This is a genomic window from Flavobacterium sp. xlx-214, from assembly GCF_013874595.1.
Lineage (GTDB): Bacteria > Bacteroidota > Bacteroidia > Flavobacteriales > Flavobacteriaceae > Flavobacterium.
Genome location: NZ_CP059431.1, coordinates 227,980 through 246,902, shown reverse-complemented (window position 1 = coordinate 246,902; position 18,923 = coordinate 227,980). Strand labels below are relative to the sequence as shown.

Sequence of the window (18,923 nt, the reverse complement as noted above, 5' to 3'; positions counted from 1 at the left end):
CGAAATGACAAAATCTACTGAAATCTGATTAAAACCAAACATTTAAATTTACGTATATAATAACGTACAAAAAAGATAAATATTATAATTTCTTCGCTACATAATCGCTTTCATTACCTAAACGGTCAATAGCTTTTACAGCTACAGCGTTTAAACTTTTACCATTTTTGGTTTTGGCAATACGGGTGGTGTAGGTGTTATGATTCACAATTTCGTACGTCCAATCGTTATTGTATTTGGTAAACACAACCCACTGAAAAACTTTGCTTACATCATCAATATTCCACGAAACCAACGCATCTTGTGTATCGTTTTGAATTTTAATAGTAGGCTTTGGTAGTTTATCTATCTTCATCCAAGGGCTTGCAGGTATCAACGCCTTTTCTTTATAAGGTCCGTTTTTTAATTCCGTAACCATTTCACGATTATTCAATAAACCCGCTACGCTGTAATGTATAGCCCCAACGCTTTTTTTATTAAGCACCTGATTGGTGATTTTAATTTGATTGACAATCTCGGTTGCCTTATTGTTCGCTTTAATTTCAACCGTATTTAAACCAGGCCATAAATGGCGATTCATGGTGTTTTCATCTTGCCACCATTCTAATAAATCTTGAAAATTTTGGCGTTGCGAGTTTATTGGCCAATACAACTGAGGTGCAAAATAATCGACCCAACCTTTGTTTAACCACAATTTAGCATCGGCATACAATTCATCGTACTGCGACGAACCCACCACGCCATCAGGATAGCCCGATTTCCAAATACCAAACGGACTAATACCAAATTTTACGTACGATTTTGTTTCTTTAATTTCTTTATTAATACGCTCTATAAACGTATTTACCTGACTACGGCGCCAATCGGCTTTTGATAACGAACCGTTGTTGTTTTTATAGGCATTCCACGATGCCGTATCCGGGAAATCGGCACCACCGTTGTACGATGCATACGGATAAAAATAATCATCAAAATGTACGGCATCAATATCGTAGCGCGATACAATATCTTTTACCACTTTTGAAACGTGATCTTGCGTTTGCGTACTAGCAGGATCAAACCAATACATACCATTTTTAAGCTTTACAATGTTGTTTGGCGATTTACGCACCATAGATTCACTACTAACCGATCCGCCGCTTAAGTGATGCGCACGGTACGGGTTTAACCACACATGTAGTTCCATACCACGCTTATGTGCCTCATCAATCCAAAACTCTAACGGATCATAATACGGTGACGGACTTTGCCCTGTTTGCCCCGTAAGGTAATACGACCAAGGTTCTAAATTACTTTTGTACAACGCATCGGCAGCAGGGCGTACCTGAAAAACAACCGCATTAAAGTTGGTGTCTTGCAGTAAATCTAAAATTTTAATGGCCTCGTTTTTCTGTTCCTGCGTGCTTAAGTTTTTACTACTAGGCCAGTTAATGTTTGCCACCGTAGCAATCCACGCGGCTCTAAACTCGCGTTTTACTTCGGGTAACTCTGTTCTGTAAGTATCGGTACCTATTTCTTTAGTAGGTAGGGTAGTTGCTTTTGTGGGTTGGGTTGTAGTAGTTTCGGATTGCTTTACAACTTGTATTTTTCTAGGTTGCTGTTGTTGTACAGCACACGATATTAACGATAACGATATAAGACCAACAAAGGCCATGTATTTATTTAAACTGCTTTTCATGTGTAGGGTAATAACGCAACAAAAATAGGAAGATTTATGAGTAATTGTTTCTATTTTAGGATATTCTGTTGTAGTTTTTTTATGGATAGATATAGTACTGTTTTTTTGTATAAGCTTAACGTTTACACAGATTTATAACTTGTACGTTTTTTTTACAAATTTTTTATATTTTTAGTTTAATTGAAAGTAATCTTAGTTGTAATTTTACCCAACAAATTGTAAATTATAATTTTACACAATAAATGAACTGTAAAAACTGTAATAATGAGGTAAACTCAAAATATTGTCCAAATTGTGGACAACCAACGGAAGTAAAAAGAATAGATGGACATTATATAGTTCATGAAATAACACATCTTTTACATTTTGAAAAAGGTATCTTGTATACCATAAAGCAATTACTTATTAACCCAGGTAAAACAATAAGAAAATTTATTTTAGAAGATAGAAGCAGACTTGTTAAACCTGTTGTTTTTATAATAATAACTTCTTTAGTTTTTTCACTCGTAGCGCATTTTTTTCACATTGAAAGTTTCGTTTCTTATGAAGATGTACAAAACACCTCAACAGCTAATAAAATTTTTAAATGGGGTGATATAAATTCAGGATATACAAATATTATAATAGGAGTATTTATTGCCTTATGGATAAAATTATTTTTTCAAAAATCCAATTTCAATTTGTATGAAATTCTTATTTTATTATGCTTTGTTACAGGAATGTCAATGTTGTTTTTTTCTGTTTTTGCTTTTCTGCAAGGTATAATACATTTTGAATTAATGAAAATATCAGGAATAATTGGCATTATTTATTGTACTTGGGCAATTGGACAATTTTTTGATAAAGGAAAAGTGTTGAGTTATATAAAAGCTTTTTTTGCGTATGTTTTAGGAATGATGTCATTTTCACTTGTAGTAGTAATCATTGGAACGCTAATTGATAAATTAATTGGACACTAAAAATAAAAACTAAGTTTAGTTTCGTTAAGAAACCTGCTAACAGATTTATAACGTTTCGGATTTCTAATTAAAACGTTTTCTTAAAGAAATAATCTTATTAACTCCAACAGAGTTTTAAACTCTGCTGGAGTTTTTTTACAACACCCAACAACCTTTCAATTGCGTCGGGTTTTAACCCGATGTTACCATGCAAACCAAAAAAGACTTTAGTCAAAGTTTTGTGTTTTTGGCTAAAGCCCTATTGTATAACCATTTTAAGCTAACAGGTTAAAACCTGTTGTTATTAATGTGGTTTTTTATAAAAAAAAGATGTTTTTATAACTAAATAGTTGTAAATTAGAAAGGTAAAACATAAACATATGAAACAATGAAAACAGCAACGGAACCTTTTAAAACATAAGCTACTTGTTTAACTTCATAAACCTACTACATTTACCCAAAGCGTTGTTTTAAATAACCAGCCCCTTAACTTTTACTCTTTATAGTTAAGGTTTTGTTTTATAAGTACTACTTATAAAACTTTTTTTTATTATTCATCTGGCAATAGTATCCTTTTTATATAGTTGATTTTTACGAAAGAAAAGTAGGTTTTCAAAAAAGAAAAGTAGGTTTTCAAAAAAGAAAAGTGAGTTTTCAAAAAAGAAAAGTAGGTTTTCAAAAAAGAAAAGTAGATTTTCTCAAAAGAAAAGTAAGTTTTCTCAAAAGAAAAGTAAGTTTTCAAAAAAGAAAAGTAAGTTTTCAAAAAAGAAAAGTAGGTTTTCTCAAAAGAAAAGTAAGTTTTCAAAAAAGAAAAGTAGGTTTTCAAAAAAGAAAAGTAGGTTTTCAAAAAAGAAAAGTAGGTTTTCAAAAAAGAAAAGTAGGTTTTCAAAAAAGAAAAGTAGGTTTTTATATATCCGTAAACAATTTTAAAAGTGTAGGTATTGCCCAAACAATTTAAAATCATGAAGATATTATTATTAAAGAAAACGTTTAAGTCGTATTCCGATTTAAAGTTAATAGCCTTAGCACAAAATGTTTTAAACAGTTTTTTACAGCCTACGGCAGAAAAAAATGAAATTGATGGTGTATTTATACCAAATTTAAAACCAACGCATTCCGAAGTCGAAAGCTTGTACAATGCTTTTAATACTGCCGTTGTAGATTATATGAATAAAGGCAAAGTAGAAAAAGTAGTGCGCGATGTAAAACGTTTAGAGCTTGAAAATGCGTTAAAGCTATGGGCGTTACAAGCCGAGGTTTTTGCCAATGGCGATATGGAAATTTTAGCCAATACAGGTTTTGATATGAACAAAACACCAACCCCTATACCCGAACCTGGTGTACCTGTTGGCTTTATGGTTGTTAGTACCAATGTGGGCGAGCTTACCTTAACGGTTAAAAACGTAAAAGGGGCAAAGGCTTTTCAGTTTGAACTGAACATGCAAAACGACCCTAATATTATGATTTGTACCCAAGGTACTGCTAAATGTGTTATGCGTAATTTACAAAGCGGTATGCATTATGTATGCAAAGTTGCCTATATTACTAAAAACGATACTAAAATTTATGCTCCCGCCCAAACCGTGGTGGTTAGTTAACTATAATGCCGTGCTACGCACGGCATTTTTTATTTTTTTATGTTAAAATTTAGGGTATATTAGCAGGGCTAATGATTATGTTAGCTGTAATTTTTTTTAAAAATAACTACAAAATAATATGGAAGATAATTTAGAGTTTGATGACAAAACTGAAGAAAATGAAGTTATTGAAATTCCACAAGAAGTTAGAAAAATAACGACTCAAGCCTATGATAAAAGTGTTTCAGATATCGTAAGGATGATTGAAGATGGAGACATCAACTTAAATCCTGAATATCAAAGAAACTATATTTGGGATAATAAAAAATCATCGTTATTAATAGAATCTTTAATTTTAAATGTTCCTATACCAGTAGTTTATGTTTCTCAGGAAGAAGATGATTCTTGGACTGTTATAGATGGATTACAAAGATTAAATTCTTTATACAGGTTTTTTCAAAGAGATTTTAAATTAAGCGGTTTAGAGATTTTAACCGAATTAAACAAAAGTGATGTTAAATCTTTAAACCCTAAAGCTTTAAGAGTTTTAAAAAATGGATTATTAAGAATTATTGTTATCTCTCATGATTCCCATCCAGAAATCAAGTATGATGTATTTATGAGATTAAATACTGGGGCTGTAAAATTAAATGACCAAGAATTACGTAATTGTTTATATAGAGGAAAATTAAATGAAAAAGTCAAAGAAATAACAAAAAAGGAAAATATTCTAGCTTTATTTAGTTTAGAGGGACCTCATAAAAGGATGGCAGATTGTGAACTAATATTAAGATTTTTATCCTTGTATTATAATTTTAACTCTGATAATAATAGCATTAATAATTATAAAGGTAGAATGAAAAATTTCATAAATGATTTTTTAGTAAATAATAATAAAATTTCTGAAGAAAAATTAAATGAAATTGAAAACTTAATTGATGAAGTATCGGATACAATTATTAAAGTTTATTCTCAAAATGCATTCAAACGATTTAACACAGAAGATGTTTATGAAAATACATTAAACAGATCATTAATGGATATTTTATTTATTAGTACGGCTGTCTTAGATAGAAATAGAATATTAGAGAAGAAAGATGAAATTTTCCAAAAATTTAAATTACTAATTACAAACGATACTGAATTTAGAAACAGTATTACTATTGGTACGTCTGATACAAAAGTTTTAAATTATAGAATTGACAGATGGATTAATGAAATAAAAACTATAATTAATGCATAACTTTTACTCATTTGATGACTTTAATGAAGCTCTAAAAGAAATTCAAGTTTTACTTGATAATGCTATAATGGTTGAAAGTGACATGCTAAAATATGGAACATTCAATAAAGCTTCAATAGTACTTTTATGTGGGAAATTTGAGTCGTTTATTGAATCTTTTTTAGAAGAATATTGCTATGAAATAATTTCAAATTATACCAACGCTAAATTAGAAGAAAATATAAAACATCATTTAACAGATGTACTAATTAGTGAGCTAGAGAAAAAAAAGAATAATAAAACGAAAAGAGTTGAAGTAATTTCAAAATTCAATAAATTATATGGGGATAATGAAATATTATGCAATGATTATCCTATCGATTGTAAATTTAGTTATGGGAAACATGGCGAAGGTGAAGTAAAAAAACTACTTAAAAGATTTGGTTTTGAAACTTTTGCAGAATCAGAAGAAAATAAAGTGTTTTTTGAAAAATTTAATTCACTTAATTATTTGAGAAATAATATTCTTCATGAAGATAGTACTCCATCATTGACACATAATGATGTAGAATTACACATAAATTTAATATTAGAATTTATATCAAATCTTTGTGCTTCTGCTTCAACTAAATTATTACAATTAGAAGAAAACTACGGCTAATAACTAAGCTTTCCTCAATGCTGGCGCAAGCGTAACGCTTGTGCCAAATAAAAAAAACTAAGTTTTATAAACACTAGCAAGATACTCGCGCTAACGTTTAAATAACATATTAAAAATGCCGTGTACCGCACGGCGTTTTGTTTTTATAGAAACTATTGTATATTTGGTTTTACTAACTAAAATAAGCGCTAAAGCAACAAGCTATTTATAAAAATGGAATTACTGAGTCAATATTACGGTCTATTTATTATTCTTGCATTTGTAATTACCCTATTGGTTTATAGAAAAATAACCAATAATAAAGAAGCGGCAATTTCTAAATTTGTAATCAGTAAAAATGTAACTGCTGAAGTTAATTTAAAGAGTAAAATTATTTCCGCATTAGAATCTTCAGGTTTTCAAACGATTACCTACCACGAAAAAGAAAATAGAATTACGGCAAATACATCTGTAAGTTTTAAATCTTGGGGCGAAATTGTAGAAATCCAACTCGAAGAAAATAAATCCAATCCTCAAATAGTATTTAAATCTATTTGTGCTTTTCCATTTCAGATTTATGATTGGGGCAAAAACAAACGTAATTTCAATAAGTTTTGGAAAAACTTTAATCTTAAATAAGGATTACTGGCAAGTAAACCCAAACATTACGCAAATGAAAAACCTTTTTATTTTATTCATCATTTTTTTGTCATTTACAAATTGTAAAGATGACCATTCGCAAAAAAGCAATCCAATTTCAAATAGTAAATACGTGAATAAGGTTGACACTGTTACTAAACTAAAACCACAACATACAGAATCAATTATAAAAAAAACAGATACAGTTGAAATTTCAAAAAATCATAAAATAAATACCCTAAAATGTGATTTAGATGGAGATAAACTTAAAGATACAATTCAAATTGTTAGAAGTACAAAAAGTGGAAAAAGCGGATTGAAAATTATTTATGGGAATAATAAAAAGACTGATTATTTTGGACTTGGGAGCGATGTCTTAAACCAAGGATTTGATGAAATTGATTGGGTTGGGATATTTGAAGTTGCACCCAAAAATAAAATCTATTATAGCAATGTAAATGAAGAAGGTGAGATAATTTCTGAAGAAGAAGTAAAAGAAAGCGATAAAATTCGCCTCAAAAATGATGGGATATTTATACATGCTGAAGAAAGTTGCGGAGGAGGAATAATTTACCTTGAAAATGGTCGTTATAAATGGATTCAACGAGAATAATTTTGCTTGTAATTAACTTTTACTAGTATAATCATCACGTTTGTACAATAATAACATATAGGAAAATGCTGTGCATTGTCGTGTTTTTTTTATAGAAACTTTTGTATCTTTAGTTTAGCTAAACAATCATGTTAGCAGAGATTTTAAGCCAACTTACAAACAGAATGAAAAAGTACCTTCCTATTTTCACAACAAACAATTTAACGATAGATGAGCGATGGAATATTTTGAGACAATTTATTGAGAATTGGTATGATTTTGAAATTCCTGATACTAAGTTTGAATCACAATTAATAGAACTTGAAAATTCCTTAAACCTAAAGTTACCTAAATGTATTGGTAGATTTTTTATTCTTGCAAGTCAGCTGCAAAACATGGGGCATACATATACTTATAGTGGACAAAAATCGAATAAATTTTCAAGTATTTTTAGAGATTGTCTTGATATTTCATTTCTTGAAAAACACAATGCCTTATCTCTATTAATTCAAGCTGAACAAGACACATATTGGGCAATTAAAAGAACAGATTTTAAAGAAGAAAACCCAAAGGTATATTCTTACTTTCTAAATTATGAGAGTGATAATAATGATTTTGAACTTTATGGAAGTCCATTTTTTTCTGTAACCTCATTTGTGCTTAATCATATTCTTATTTATCTGAATAATTGTAGCAGTTTTGGAATGCTAATTGAAAACGTTGAATTATTTAGAGAAAAAATCAAGTCAAGTTTTGAAAATCATATTTTTTATGATGGAATGGAACTATTTGAAGCCGAAAATTTGATTGCATTCATAAATGAGGACTTGTTTGAAAAAGGTAATTTTAATTTTGTGTTACATTTGAAAGAAAATAGAGAAATTAAAAATTTACCTCACACAATCATTGATATTTTGGAAAATAAAGAAGGAGGTTGGACTTCAAACAGATTTAATGAGTTTCCCAGATAGTGCATGCGTTACGTTTGTATAACGGTATAAAGACAGGTAAGCTGTTTATTGAGATTCCTACGGAATGACAAACTAAAAAGATTCTTACAGAAAGACAAAACAACAATATTAAGAACACAAAAAGATTTATGGCAAATAGTAAAAAATTATCCGAACTAACATTAGAAGAACTTCATATAGAGAAAAAGAAACGAAAAGGAGTTTTAACAGGATTAGGAATTGTAATGCTTATAGCATGTGTAATAATGGTTGTTGTTGCTGTTAAAAGTAAAAACTACGCATTAATTGCGGTTGCATGTGGTGTTTTTGTAACCTTAATGCCGTTAATGGCTAGTTTAAATGAAGTTGAAAAGGAAATTAAAAACCGTCAGCAGAAATAAAACAATAAAATAAGTCCGTTAAACTTTTCTGTAGGCTTACAAAAGGGATAAGTACAAGTAAGATGTTTGGTAATATGTATTTGTTGAGATTCCTACGGAATGACAAGCTAAAAAGTTCATACAGAATAAAAAAACAAAACCTGTAAAGCCATACGCATTTACAGGTTTTTTTAATTGCTTAGAAAATGCTTATTTGAGAATTAAATTCTCAAAATCATATAAAGTTATAAAATCAATTTTGTGAGCCCAGGTTTCATTTGTGTTTGTACCAGGGAAAGCACCTATTATACTGGTGTTTTCAAACGTATCACTAAAATAGTATTTTATATCTGCTTTATAAGTAATGTGTTTTTTTGAGTTGTTTCTAAGCATTAATAAAGTGTTCCAGTCTTTATCTTCAGAACCATCATTACTATAGGCTCCCATAAAAAAAATCTCAACCGTATTTTCTTTTGGTTTTTTCTCAAAGAGATTTTCATTTTTGGTAAATGAATAATAGTCGGTGATTTTTTCAATAGAAATTACTTTATAGTCATATTTACCATTACCTACCTCTTTTAATTCGATTAAAATCTTTGAACCTAATTCAAACGTAAACTTGTTACCAAAGGCTGTAGGTAACGCTTTAGGGATATTTAAATTGGTTTGCGCTTGAACATAAAGATTTGTGAACATAACAAATGTTAGAAAGATAATTATTCTTTTCATAAGAGCGAATTGTTTAGATAATTACGAATATATTTAATTTCTTGAAGGTGTTATTGCTTTTCTATTACTTCTTTTAAATTAAGAACACCTTGTTCAAAATCTTTATTCATATCATAACACAAACCCATTAGGTTAAAAGGGTAAGGCATTTCACCATCAACCACCCAACGTACTTTGGTTTGGTTTTCGCTTACAGCCTCGGTTGTAATAAACGATTTTGACGCATCAGTACTGTCTTCAAAAAACAAATCAAAGTCAACACGTTTGTTTTCGTCAATTTTTGTAATTACTTGTGCACCGTTGCCCACCTCTTTGCTTTTCCAAGTGTATTTAAAGCCAACCGTACCATCGGTACCATCATAAGCTTTTTGTATGTTAGGATCCATACGAAACCAAACACCGTACTTTTCTTGGTTTTTTAAGTATTTTACAAAGTTAAAAACCTCTGCATTGGGTTTGTTAACAACGGTTGTGCCTTCGGCATGAAAAGCTTTGGGTACAAATAAGGCAACTATTAATGCAAGGGCAATAATGCCTAAAAGGGTAAATAAAGCGTATTTTAAAAATTTCATACTGGTATTATTTAGCGTTAGTATTCGGTTCAAAAATACCAAAAACATTGTTATCAAGGTCTAAAAAGTAGCCTTGGTAGCACAAACCTTCAATAGCAAATTTAGGCATGGCTACTTTACCGCCGTTTTTTAGTATTTTTTCTGCCATAGTATCAAAATTTTCTACTTGTATAGAGCAAGTAAATGCGTTGGTACCACAATTTAATGGAGGCGTATCGGCAGGGCGTTTAAACAAACCACCATGCATGCCTGTTGTTATGATCTTGTAGTATTCTAAGGGTACATTTTCTGCACGCTCAAATGTCCAACCAAAAATCTGCTCGTAAAAACGAGCAGATTCTAAAGGGTTGTTGGCTTGTATTTCAAAATAAGCAACGTTGTTCATTAGCTCATTTTTTTGTTACCTTCAAAATGAATCATCCAGCAAATACCAAACTGATCTTGAAACGATGCATACAATTCTGCCCAGAACTGCTCACCTAATTCCATTTCAATAGCTTGCGCGTTTACCGATAAAGCCGCATATAAATCTTTAGCTTCTTGCGCCGTTTGGGTATCCAACATAATATACGTTGAATTTCCATTAACCAATTTATGACCAAAGTTTTCAATGCAATCAGATCCTAAAATCATGGTATCTTCATTGATCATGATTGCGGTATTCATGATTTTTTTCTTGTCCTCTTCGCTCATCGGAAAGTTGTCATCAGCAGGCATATCGCCAAAACGATGCATGCCCATGTTTTTTGTGTTAAACACTTTTTCATAAAACGTAAATGCTTCTTCGCAGTTACCGTTAAAGTTTAAATACGCGTGAATTCTTGCCATTTCTATAATTTTTTAAGTTTGTTTTACCAAAGATAAGCAACAAAACGAATCAATAATGACGTTAGTGCAATTTGTTGTTCTTTTTTTATTTCTTTCTGTTTAGAATTGATTCGTAGGTTGTTACGTAATCATCAACCGATATTTTTTGCATTAATTGGGCAATTAAATCAAAAGGGATGTCGTCTGTCTTTTTAAATCGAATACAGCTTTTACCCATATCTAATTTGCGTTTGCTGTGGTTAGGGTATTCACTCACAAACCAATCGTACACCTCTGGCATCATGTAAATACCCATGTGGTACAACGCTAAATGACTTTTTTGCGCCGCCAATGTAACAAACGGTAAAGCTAATTCTGGTGTACAATGATAACCTGCTGGATAAATGCTTTTAGGTACCACAAACCCTATTTGATTGTAAATAAATTGTTCTTCAAAACCTTTTGGAATGTTGTTTTTAACGGTAGTGTATAGTTGGGCAAATGCTTCTTTACGGTCAGCATCAACTTGTGTTAAATAGTTTTTAATATCGGTAGGTTGATCCATAAATATAGTGCTAGTTTGTTTTTTAGTAAAACGAATTTAGAAATTAATCATGGTATTTGCTACATATAATCTAGGAATAGTGCGTTTAAGAAATTGTTTTTGTACTTAATTTGATAAAAAAACTAGTGAATTGTTATTCATAATACGAATGTTTTTTTAATAAAATTGTAAATTTGTAGGAAACCCACTTTTTTTTATGGAATTATACTACACGTTTTCAGTTTTAATTGTACTTGCCTCGTTTTTTGCTTATTTAAATCTTAGATTTCTTAAACTACCGGGTACTATTGGTATTATGATTATTGCCATGTTGGTTTCGGTTGCCATTCGTTTGGTAGGCGATTCGTACTTTCCCAATACCACCAAAGAATTTTTTGAATTGATACAAGAATTCGATTTCAATGAAATTCTAATGGGTGCCATGCTTAACTTTTTATTATTTGCAGGTGCCCTACATATTAATATATCCGATTTACGAGAACACAAATGGCCCATTTTAACCTATGCATCTATAAGCGTAGTATTATCGGCTTTTATTATAGCAGGCTTGTTTTATTACATCGCGCCAATGATGGGTATTAACATACCGTTTATTTATTGTTTGTTATTTGGTACTTTAATATCGCCAACAGATCCTATTGTGGTGTTGGGTATTTTAAAAGAAGCCAAAGTACCTAAAATGATTGAAACCAAGATTACAGGAGAGTCGTTGTTTAACGATGGTGTTGCGGTTGTAATGTTTGCCGTTGTTTTAAAAATGGCGACTGATACCGATTTTGATGCTACTTTAGCATCGGTTTCTTGGTTGTTCTTTGTAGAAGCTGGCGGAGGTATTTTATTGGGTGTATTACTTGGTTTTACAGCTAGTAATGTAATGAAGAAGATTGATGATTACAAAGTATCGGTTTTAATTACGCTTTCTATTGTAATGGGCGGCTTTTTAATAGCCAAACAATTGCATTTTTCATCGCCTTTAGCAATGGTTATTGCGGGGTTAATAATTGGTAATTATGGCAAAGCTGTGGCAATGAATGCAACCACACGTGATTACCTTAGTAAGTTTTGGGAGCTAATTGACGAAATTTTAAATGCTATTTTGTTCTTATTTATTGGTTTTGAATTGTTAATGTTGCCCGATTTACAAGAACAATTATTATTAGGTGTTGCCGCTATATTTATTTGTTTACTGGCGCGTACATTTGCTATTTTTATACCAGCAAGTACCATTTTAAGAAGAAATACTTATTCTAGAGGATCTTTAATTACCATGGTTTGGGGTGGTATTCGTGGGGGCGTTTCTATTGCGTTGGTTATGAGTATACCAAACTCGGTTGGTGAAATAAAAGACGTATTACTAGAGGTTACCTATATTGTAGTATTGTTCTCTATTGTTGTACAAGGCTTAACAGTTGGTAAAGTAGCCAAAAAGGTTTTGGCAAACGATACCGATGAGGATGCCGTTCAAGAAGCAGCTTAAATAAAAAGCAGCAACCTATTTAGGTTGCTGGTTTTTTACTGTATTAACTTTCTAAAGTAATTTAAAAACATACCCGTTGCGCACATTATGGTAAAACCTAAATAAAGCAAACCAGAGATAAGCATTGTTTTAGCGTCAGCATTAAAAGCAGAAAACTCACGCAATTCTGATAACAAGGCTAATAACATATAAAGCGAAAGCAATATAAAAAGTAAAGGAATCATTATGCCTGATACTTTGTTTTTAAAGATAATTTGAAGCGCCATTACAACCAATAACCCAATAGCAATGGGGTTGAATAAATTAGAAGTAAAGTACCAATAAAAAATAATAGTCAGCACTAAAAGATACTCAGCGTATTTTAATGATGTTTTTAAAGTGTTTATCATGATGATTGTTTTAGTTATTACATCTAAAACGAAAACTTCAGCTATAAAAGTATTTACAGAATGTTTTTTATTTAATCATCCTCTTCTAATTCAAACAAATCATCTACCTTCATCTCAAAAACTTTAGCAAGCTTTAAGGCCAATACAGCTGATGGAATGTATTTTTTGGTCTCAATAGAATTAATGGTTTGTCTAGAAACTCCCACTTTATCTGCTAAATCGCCTTGTGTAAGGTTATGGCGTGCCCTTTCTATTTTAATACTATTTTTCATGTTCTAAAGCTTCTTTCAATTGCTTTCGTGCTTTGTAAAACAGCAATACATTAAAAAACATAACAGTCATAATAATACCTCCAGCAGATTCAAAGTTATTGATTTGATTCCACAAAAAATAATTCAGTAATGGTTTTGTAACAATTAAAAACACACCAATTAATAAACTATATGTGGTTGTTTTTAGTCTTATTTGCTGCAGCATTTCATCCTCATCTTTATATTTAGAAAACACCAAAAAGGCAAAAGCCAAAGATACAATGAATTCTAAGAATGTTTTTTGAATAAAGACATTGTTAAACAACACAATGTCTAAAGTAGAAACCACAACAGGTACTAAAATTAGTAGAATGCTAGCATATTTAAAATATCCAGGTAATAAAAACATCGATTTCATAATTAAATTGTTTTAATTGTCGGTTAGTTCTTTTTTAAGCGAATAACGTTTCATTTGAAATAGTACAATTTGATACAGTAAAATAAAGATCATCACTTGCCCTGCCTTTAAATCTTTCACGTCTTCATTAAATACAAACGAATCCATTAACGGAGATATTATGATAAAAACAATACCTACCAATAAAGCATTTAATGCCAATTTTAAACGTATAGCCATTAACATTTCATCGTCTTCAGGGTATTTTGAAAACTGAATAAAAAACAAAGCCAAACAAATAAGACCTATTAAAGTATGCCCAATAACGGCATCGTAATGAGCTGAAACTTGTATTAATTGAAAGTTGTTGTTAAGTATAGCTACACCAAATACTAAAATGATAAGTGCAAAGGCGGCTTTTCTAACTTTTGCTGGAAATAGAATGTTTGTTTTCATAATTAATCATTATATTTTAATTCTTTTTTTGCTTTGTAAACTTTCCCTCCAAAAATGAAAAGCATCTGAAATAACATCATAAATAGTATAGAAATACTAGATGAAAAGAGCTCCATTTCATCATCAAAAAAAACAAAAGCATTAAACCAAGTACTTACTACAAATGTAATTACACCAAAAATTAAACCACTAAAGGCTGCAATTAGTCTAAAATTTAAATACATTTCATCACCATCATCTTTTGTCCATTTTGTAAAAAAAAGCATTAACATTCCTAATAAAGAAATCGATGCAATAGCTTTAGCGTTCACAAGAGTCAATTGGAAATTCAACAATGTTAATGCGACTATTAAAATAATTGGCAAGATTATAAATAAGAGGCTTATCCATATCTTATTCTTAGAAATTAGTTTACTCTTCATGATTAAATTTAGTTAAGTTGATTTGATACAAATATAAACAAACTTTTCATTTTGTCAAGTGAACTTTACAAATTGTGCAATAAAAAAACGGATGACTATTATTTGCATCCGTTTTTTATATTACAACAAACCAGCGCGCTTAAGTAAAGCTTCGGGTTGTGGTTCTTGTCCTCTAAATTTTTTGTACAACGTCATTGGGTGATCTGTACCGCCTTGAGATAGTACATTATCTTTAAACTTAGTTGCAATTTCTTTGTTAAAGATTCCGTTTTGTTTAAAATAATCAAACGCATCGGCATCTAAAACCTCAGCCCATTTGTAAGAATAGTATCCAGACGAATATCCGCCAGCAAAAATATGCGAGAAAGCAGTACTCATAGCATTTTCTGCCACATCAGGATATAATTGAGTGCTTTCAAATTCTTGGTTTTCAAATTCTTTTAAGCTACCAATATCATCTGGATTCTTGGTATGCCAAGCCATATCCAACAAGCCAAAACTTAACTGACGCAAAGTAGCCATACCTTCTAAAAAGTTAGCACTTTCTTTAATTTTGGTAATGTATTCTTGCGGAATGGTAGCACCTGTTTCGTAATGTTTGGCAAACAAAGCCAAGGTTTCAGGTTCGTACACCCAGTTTTCTAATATCTGACTAGGTAATTCTACAAAATCCCAGTAAACCGATGTACCCGATAACGATGGATATGTTGTATTGGCCAACATACCGTGTAAGGCGTGCCCAAATTCGTGAAACAAAGTAGTTACTTCATTAAACGTTAACAACGATGGTTTTGATGGAGTAGGAGGTGTAAAGTTGCATACAATAGATATATGCGGACGCTGGTTTTTACCATCCTTTATCCATTGCGATTTAAACGATGTCATCCAAGCGCCGTTGCGTTTTCCTTTTCTTGGGAAGAAATCGGCATAAAAAAGAGCCACTAAATTATTGTTGCTGTCTTTTACTTCAAATGTTTGCACATCAGCGTGGTATTTGTCAATTGTAGTGACCTCAACAAAATGTAAATCGTACAAACGTTTTGCTACCTCAAAAGCTCCGTTTAATACATTTTCTAATTTAAAATAAGGTTTTAAGGCTTCATCATCTAAATTAAAACGCTCTTGTTTTAGTTTTTCAGCATAGTAACTACCATCCCATTTCTCTAAATGCGAAATACCGTCTAATTGATTTGCATAAGCAGTAAGTTCATCAAACTCTTTTTGAGCAGCAGGTTTTGCTTTAGCTAATAAATCATTCAAGAACGAAAATACTTTTGCGGGATTTTGCGCCATACGTTCTTCCAAAACAAAATCGGCATGTGTTTTATAACCTAATAACTGTGCACGATTGTTGCGTAAACGCACGATATCTAAAACAATGTGTTCGTTGTTAAAATCGTTATCTTGAAAGCCTTTTTTACCTGCAGCAATGGTTATTTCTTTACGCAACGCTCGGTTTTCAGCATAGGTAACAAAAGGCAAATAACTTGGGTAATCTAACGTAAACAAATAACCCTCTTTGCCTTCTTGTTCGGCTAAGTTTTTAGCAGCTTCTAAGGCACCTTCAGGTAATCCTTTTAGATCATCGCTATTAGTTACGTGTAAGCGATACGCATTGGTTTCAGCTAAAACGTTTTCGTTAAACTTTAACGATGTTACGGCAAGTTGCGCATCCATTTCGCGTAGTTTTTCTTTATCAACATCGTTCAACAAAGCGCCATTACGTACAAAGCCTTTGTAGGTTTTATCAAGCAAGGTTTTTTGTTCGGTGGTTAAGGTTGATGCATCAACGGTATTGTGTACTTGTTTAACGCGTGCAAATAAATCGGGGTTAAGAGAAATGTCGTTTCCAAAAGCCGATAACTTTGGTGCTACCGCTTGTGCTATTTTTTGTAACTCTTCGTTGGTTTCTGCTGAGTTTAAATTAAAAAAGATGTTGGAAATACGATCTAACTGCATACCCGAAAAAGCCATTGCAGCAATGGTGTTTTCAAAGGTAGGCGTTGCGGTATTGGTTATAATGTGTTGAATTTCTTCTTTGGCTTGTGTAATAGCCGTATCAAAAGCGGGCTCGTAATCACTGATTTTTATTTGTGAAAACGGCGCGGCATCAAAAGGCGATAATAAAATGTTTTCCATAAATATAAAGTCTGCTGTTTAGACAGCCTAAATGTACTGTTTTTAAAGTTAACGAAGTGCTAAAGAAAAGGTAAATACCGTTACTTTGAGTAGTGAAATAAAAGAGTAAGTTCTCGACAACACAAAATGATACTGCGACTGTGATATTGAATCATATTCGTACAAACGTTCTTGTGAAATTGCTTCGCTAGTTCTAGTGTAGGAATGATTGCTTTTTTAATACCCATACTTCCCTTGCCAACGTTGCGCCAAAAAGTCTTTGGTTTGTTTTTCACGAGCGTTTTCGCCAGGTTCGTAAAAAGGAGTGTTGATTATATCGTCTGGTAAATATTCCTGATATGCAAAATTACCTGGGTAATCATGGCTGTATTTATAATCTTCGCCATATCCTAACTCTTTCATAAGCTTGGTAGGTGCATTGCGCAGATGAATAGGAATAGACAAATCGCCTGTTTGTTTTACAGCTGCTTGTGCTTTACCAATAGCCATATAACTGGCGTTACTTTTTGGCGACGTTGCCAAATAGATAGCACACTGACTTAGTAATATTCTACTTTCGGGATATCCGATAACCGATACAGCTTGAAAAATATTATTCGCCATAATAATTGCCGTAGGGTTTGCCAAACCAATATCTTCCGATGCCGAAATAACCAATCTACGTGCAATAAATTTTACGTCTTCGCCGCCTTCAATCATTCGTGCTAACCAATATACAGCACCATTAGGATCGCTTCCACGAATCGATTTTATAAAGGCTGAAATAATATCGTAATGTTGCTCGCCTGTTTTATCATACAAAACGGTGTTCTTTTGAACAATTTGCAATACTTTTTCGTTGGTAATCTCAATATCATCGCCCCCAAGCGAGTTTACAATTAATTCAAACGTATTTAAGAGCTTGCGTCCATCGCCACCCGAAACTCGAAACAAAGCTTCGTTTTCTTTAATGGTAATTTGTTTATTTTGTAGTTCTTTATCTACCTGTAAGGCACGTTGTAGCAACTGATCCAAATCGTTTTTTGTAAAAGCATTCAACGTGTATACTTGGCAACGTGACAATAGGGCAGGTATTACCTCAAAACTTGGGTTTTCTGTTGTAGCACCAATAAGTGTAACCCAGCCTTTTTCTACCGCAGCCAGTAAAGAATCTTGTTGCGATTTACTAAAGCGATGAATTTCATCAATAAACAAAATAGGGTTTTTAGGTGTAAACAAACCGTTGTTACCCTTGGCTTTTTCAATAACTTCACGCACATCTTTTACTCCTGCATTTATCGCGCTTAGTACATAAAACGGACGGTTGCTTTCTTGAGCAATAATTTCAGCTAGTGTCGTTTTTCCTGTACCTGGAGGTCCCCAAAAAATCATAGACGGAATAATACCTCTTTTAATATTCTGAGTTAAAACACCAGTTGCGCCAACTAAATGTTGTTGACTGATATAATCTTCTAATTTTTTAGGTCGGATACGTTCTGCTAAAGGTGCTTTCATAGGGTAAAAATAGGAAATAGATATGGCGTTTCAAAAAAATATGTATTTTAGTATAATTAAAACACTATTGATATGAAAAAGATATTTCTGTTTGTACCTCTAGCATTTGTTTTTACATCATGTGTAAGTGATGATGGAGGTTGTGGATGTGTTCCACCTCCTGGAAATGATCAAGAATTGTTGATTAATGTCCAAAATAAAAGTGGAGATAATTTGTTGCTATCTAGTACGATTGATTATATACCAGAAGACAACCTTACGTTTTTTTTATTAAACCGTTCAGGATCTATTAACCTTACAAAAGATCAAAGAAACAGTTCAATTATTAGAGAAAACAATCCAACTAGTGATAAATATATTAGTTTGCGCTTTGGTTGGTACATGGAAGAGCAGAATGGCATTAAAGAAGGAAATTATGTTATTGATTATGGCGGATTATATCCTAATGATACAATTTATACAAAGTATAAAGTAACCCCTTGGGAGCAATCGGATCCTTTATTAGAAGTAAAACTTAATGGTGTTTCCCAACAACTCGATTCAGATTCAAATGTTGCGAAGAGTATCACAATTATAAAATAAATTACTAAGACTGCTAAAATGGCAGTC

At 31.8% G+C, this 18,923-nt stretch carries 24 protein-coding genes; 11 read left to right on the top strand and 13 right to left on the bottom strand.

What is annotated here, in order from left to right; genetic code table 11:
* Positions 1–82: 82 nt before the first annotated feature.
* Positions 83–1,678: a glycoside hydrolase family 10 protein gene (locus tag H1R17_RS01200; protein ID WP_163431851.1), complete on the bottom strand. Its 1,596-nt coding sequence runs from the start codon at positions 1,676–1,678 to the stop codon at positions 83–85.
* 242 nt (positions 1,679–1,920) lie between these two features.
* Between H1R17_RS01200 and H1R17_RS01195 the strand changes: the two genes are divergently transcribed.
* The 9 genes from H1R17_RS01195 (at position 1,921) to H1R17_RS01155 (ending at position 8,637) form a co-directional block, all read left to right on the top strand.
* Complete coding sequence (locus H1R17_RS01195) at positions 1,921–2,637, top strand: DUF3667 domain-containing protein (protein WP_163431852.1); 717 nt, start codon at positions 1,921–1,923, stop codon at positions 2,635–2,637.
* Positions 2,638–3,262: 625 nt separating this feature from the next.
* Positions 3,263–3,574 (top strand): hypothetical protein, encoded by a 312-nt coding sequence (locus H1R17_RS01190; protein ID WP_163431853.1) that lies wholly within the window; start codon positions 3,263–3,265, stop codon positions 3,572–3,574.
* Positions 3,575–3,578: 4 nt separating this feature from the next.
* The gene (locus H1R17_RS01185; protein ID WP_163431854.1) at positions 3,579–4,214 is read left to right on the top strand and encodes a hypothetical protein; all 636 of its coding nucleotides are present in this window, start codon (positions 3,579–3,581) and stop codon (positions 4,212–4,214) included.
* Positions 4,215–4,332: 118 nt separating this feature from the next.
* On the top strand, positions 4,333–5,436 hold the full coding sequence (locus tag H1R17_RS01180) for a DUF262 domain-containing protein (protein ID WP_163431855.1): 1,104 nt from the start codon (positions 4,333–4,335) through the stop codon (positions 5,434–5,436).
* A complete protein-coding gene (locus tag H1R17_RS01175; protein ID WP_163431856.1) occupies positions 5,429–6,076 on the top strand; it encodes a HEPN domain-containing protein in 648 nt (215 codons plus the stop codon). The genes H1R17_RS01180 and H1R17_RS01175 overlap by 8 nt, the downstream gene beginning before the upstream one ends.
* Before the next feature lie 213 nt (positions 6,077–6,289).
* Positions 6,290–6,694, top strand: coding sequence for a hypothetical protein (locus H1R17_RS01170; RefSeq protein WP_163431857.1), 405 nt, complete (start codon positions 6,290–6,292; stop codon positions 6,692–6,694).
* Positions 6,695–6,728: 34 nt separating this feature from the next.
* The gene (locus H1R17_RS01165) at positions 6,729–7,307 is read left to right on the top strand and encodes a hypothetical protein (RefSeq protein WP_163431858.1); all 579 of its coding nucleotides are present in this window, start codon (positions 6,729–6,731) and stop codon (positions 7,305–7,307) included.
* Between the two features lie 128 nt (positions 7,308–7,435).
* Entirely contained in the window at positions 7,436–8,257 is an 822-nt protein-coding gene (locus tag H1R17_RS01160) for a hypothetical protein (protein ID WP_163431859.1), read from the top strand.
* Positions 8,258–8,385: 128 nt separating this feature from the next.
* A complete protein-coding gene (locus H1R17_RS01155; protein ID WP_163431860.1) occupies positions 8,386–8,637 on the top strand; it encodes a hypothetical protein in 252 nt (83 codons plus the stop codon).
* Positions 8,638–8,826: 189 nt separating this feature from the next.
* On the opposite strand, the gene H1R17_RS01150 is transcribed toward H1R17_RS01155, so the two are convergent.
* The 5 genes from H1R17_RS01150 to H1R17_RS01130 form a co-directional block, all read right to left on the bottom strand.
* Entirely contained in the window at positions 8,827–9,345 is a 519-nt protein-coding gene (locus H1R17_RS01150) for a hypothetical protein (protein WP_163431861.1), read from the bottom strand.
* Between the two features lie 50 nt (positions 9,346–9,395).
* Complete coding sequence (locus tag H1R17_RS01145) at positions 9,396–9,917, bottom strand: SRPBCC family protein (protein WP_163431862.1); 522 nt, start codon at positions 9,915–9,917, stop codon at positions 9,396–9,398.
* Positions 9,918–9,924: 7 nt separating this feature from the next.
* Positions 9,925–10,302 (bottom strand): VOC family protein, encoded by a 378-nt coding sequence (locus H1R17_RS01140; RefSeq protein WP_163431863.1) that lies wholly within the window; start codon positions 10,300–10,302, stop codon positions 9,925–9,927.
* The gene (locus tag H1R17_RS01135; RefSeq protein WP_163431864.1) at positions 10,302–10,745 is read right to left on the bottom strand and encodes a VOC family protein; all 444 of its coding nucleotides are present in this window, start codon (positions 10,743–10,745) and stop codon (positions 10,302–10,304) included. The genes H1R17_RS01140 and H1R17_RS01135 overlap by 1 nt, the downstream gene beginning before the upstream one ends.
* Before the next feature lie 85 nt (positions 10,746–10,830).
* The gene (locus H1R17_RS01130; protein WP_163431865.1) at positions 10,831–11,289 is read right to left on the bottom strand and encodes a DUF1801 domain-containing protein; all 459 of its coding nucleotides are present in this window, start codon (positions 11,287–11,289) and stop codon (positions 10,831–10,833) included.
* 196 nt (positions 11,290–11,485) lie between these two features.
* On the opposite strand from H1R17_RS01130, the gene H1R17_RS01125 reads away from it, so the two are divergent.
* A complete protein-coding gene (locus H1R17_RS01125) occupies positions 11,486–12,766 on the top strand; it encodes a sodium:proton antiporter (protein ID WP_163431866.1) in 1,281 nt (426 codons plus the stop codon).
* A 35-nt stretch (positions 12,767–12,801) separates the two neighbouring features.
* Here H1R17_RS01125 and H1R17_RS01120 read toward each other — a convergent pair whose 3' ends face one another.
* The 7 genes from H1R17_RS01120 to H1R17_RS01090 form a co-directional block, all read right to left on the bottom strand.
* Positions 12,802–13,155: a hypothetical protein gene (locus H1R17_RS01120; protein WP_163431867.1), complete on the bottom strand. Its 354-nt coding sequence runs from the start codon at positions 13,153–13,155 to the stop codon at positions 12,802–12,804.
* A 71-nt stretch (positions 13,156–13,226) separates the two neighbouring features.
* A complete protein-coding gene (locus H1R17_RS01115; protein WP_163431868.1) occupies positions 13,227–13,427 on the bottom strand; it encodes a helix-turn-helix transcriptional regulator in 201 nt (66 codons plus the stop codon).
* Positions 13,417–13,824 (bottom strand): hypothetical protein, encoded by a 408-nt coding sequence (locus tag H1R17_RS01110; RefSeq protein ID WP_163431869.1) that lies wholly within the window; start codon positions 13,822–13,824, stop codon positions 13,417–13,419. Before H1R17_RS01110 ends, H1R17_RS01115 begins: the two co-directional genes overlap by 11 nt.
* Before the next feature lie 12 nt (positions 13,825–13,836).
* The gene (locus tag H1R17_RS01105) at positions 13,837–14,259 is read right to left on the bottom strand and encodes a hypothetical protein (protein ID WP_163431870.1); all 423 of its coding nucleotides are present in this window, start codon (positions 14,257–14,259) and stop codon (positions 13,837–13,839) included.
* A gap of 2 nt (positions 14,260–14,261) precedes the next feature.
* A complete protein-coding gene (locus H1R17_RS01100) occupies positions 14,262–14,570 on the bottom strand; it encodes a hypothetical protein (RefSeq protein WP_163431871.1) in 309 nt (102 codons plus the stop codon).
* Positions 14,571–14,801: 231 nt separating this feature from the next.
* Entirely contained in the window at positions 14,802–16,820 is a 2,019-nt protein-coding gene (locus H1R17_RS01095) for a M3 family metallopeptidase (RefSeq protein WP_163431872.1), read from the bottom strand.
* Positions 16,821–17,036: 216 nt separating this feature from the next.
* Positions 17,037–18,314, bottom strand: coding sequence for a replication-associated recombination protein A (locus H1R17_RS01090; protein WP_163431873.1), 1,278 nt, complete (start codon positions 18,312–18,314; stop codon positions 17,037–17,039).
* Positions 18,315–18,386: 72 nt separating this feature from the next.
* On the opposite strand from H1R17_RS01090, the gene H1R17_RS01085 reads away from it, so the two are divergent.
* Positions 18,387–18,896 carry a hypothetical protein gene (locus H1R17_RS01085; RefSeq protein ID WP_163431874.1) on the top strand — a complete coding sequence of 170 codons (510 nt, stop codon included), beginning with the start codon at positions 18,387–18,389 and terminating at the stop codon, positions 18,894–18,896.
* Positions 18,897–18,923 lie beyond the last annotated feature (27 nt).

Excerpts from the sequence above, each read along its gene's own strand:
- H1R17_RS01085 (WP_163431874.1), top strand. The coding sequence starts at position 18,387 with ATGAAAAAGATATTTCTGTTTGTACCTCTAGCATTTGTTTTTACATCA.
- H1R17_RS01160 (WP_163431859.1), top strand. The coding sequence starts at position 7,436 with ATGTTAGCAGAGATTTTAAGCCAACTTACAAACAGAATGAAAAAGTAC.
- H1R17_RS01120 (WP_163431867.1), bottom strand. The coding sequence starts at position 13,155 with ATGATAAACACTTTAAAAACATCATTAAAATACGCTGAGTATCTTTTA.
- H1R17_RS01150 (WP_163431861.1), bottom strand. The coding sequence starts at position 9,345 with ATGAAAAGAATAATTATCTTTCTAACATTTGTTATGTTCACAAATCTT.
- H1R17_RS01115 (WP_163431868.1), bottom strand. The coding sequence starts at position 13,427 with ATGAAAAATAGTATTAAAATAGAAAGGGCACGCCATAACCTTACACAA.
- H1R17_RS01200 (WP_163431851.1), bottom strand. The coding sequence starts at position 1,678 with ATGAAAAGCAGTTTAAATAAATACATGGCCTTTGTTGGTCTTATATCG.
- H1R17_RS01180 (WP_163431855.1), top strand. The coding sequence starts at position 4,333 with ATGGAAGATAATTTAGAGTTTGATGACAAAACTGAAGAAAATGAAGTT.
- H1R17_RS01110 (WP_163431869.1), bottom strand. The coding sequence starts at position 13,824 with ATGAAATCGATGTTTTTATTACCTGGATATTTTAAATATGCTAGCATT.
- H1R17_RS01195 (WP_163431852.1), top strand. The coding sequence starts at position 1,921 with ATGAACTGTAAAAACTGTAATAATGAGGTAAACTCAAAATATTGTCCA.
- H1R17_RS01170 (WP_163431857.1), top strand. The coding sequence starts at position 6,290 with ATGGAATTACTGAGTCAATATTACGGTCTATTTATTATTCTTGCATTT.
- H1R17_RS01140 (WP_163431863.1), bottom strand. The coding sequence starts at position 10,302 with ATGAACAACGTTGCTTATTTTGAAATACAAGCCAACAACCCTTTAGAA.
- H1R17_RS01105 (WP_163431870.1), bottom strand. The coding sequence starts at position 14,259 with ATGAAAACAAACATTCTATTTCCAGCAAAAGTTAGAAAAGCCGCCTTT.
- H1R17_RS01145 (WP_163431862.1), bottom strand. The coding sequence starts at position 9,917 with ATGAAATTTTTAAAATACGCTTTATTTACCCTTTTAGGCATTATTGCC.
- H1R17_RS01175 (WP_163431856.1), top strand. The coding sequence starts at position 5,429 with ATGCATAACTTTTACTCATTTGATGACTTTAATGAAGCTCTAAAAGAA.
- H1R17_RS01185 (WP_163431854.1), top strand. The coding sequence starts at position 3,579 with ATGAAGATATTATTATTAAAGAAAACGTTTAAGTCGTATTCCGATTTA.
- H1R17_RS01130 (WP_163431865.1), bottom strand. The coding sequence starts at position 11,289 with ATGGATCAACCTACCGATATTAAAAACTATTTAACACAAGTTGATGCT.
- H1R17_RS01095 (WP_163431872.1), bottom strand. The coding sequence starts at position 16,820 with ATGGAAAACATTTTATTATCGCCTTTTGATGCCGCGCCGTTTTCACAA.
- H1R17_RS01165 (WP_163431858.1), top strand. The coding sequence starts at position 6,729 with ATGAAAAACCTTTTTATTTTATTCATCATTTTTTTGTCATTTACAAAT.
- H1R17_RS01135 (WP_163431864.1), bottom strand. The coding sequence starts at position 10,745 with ATGGCAAGAATTCACGCGTATTTAAACTTTAACGGTAACTGCGAAGAA.
- H1R17_RS01090 (WP_163431873.1), bottom strand. The coding sequence starts at position 18,314 with ATGAAAGCACCTTTAGCAGAACGTATCCGACCTAAAAAATTAGAAGAT.
- H1R17_RS01155 (WP_163431860.1), top strand. The coding sequence starts at position 8,386 with ATGGCAAATAGTAAAAAATTATCCGAACTAACATTAGAAGAACTTCAT.
- H1R17_RS01125 (WP_163431866.1), top strand. The coding sequence starts at position 11,486 with ATGGAATTATACTACACGTTTTCAGTTTTAATTGTACTTGCCTCGTTT.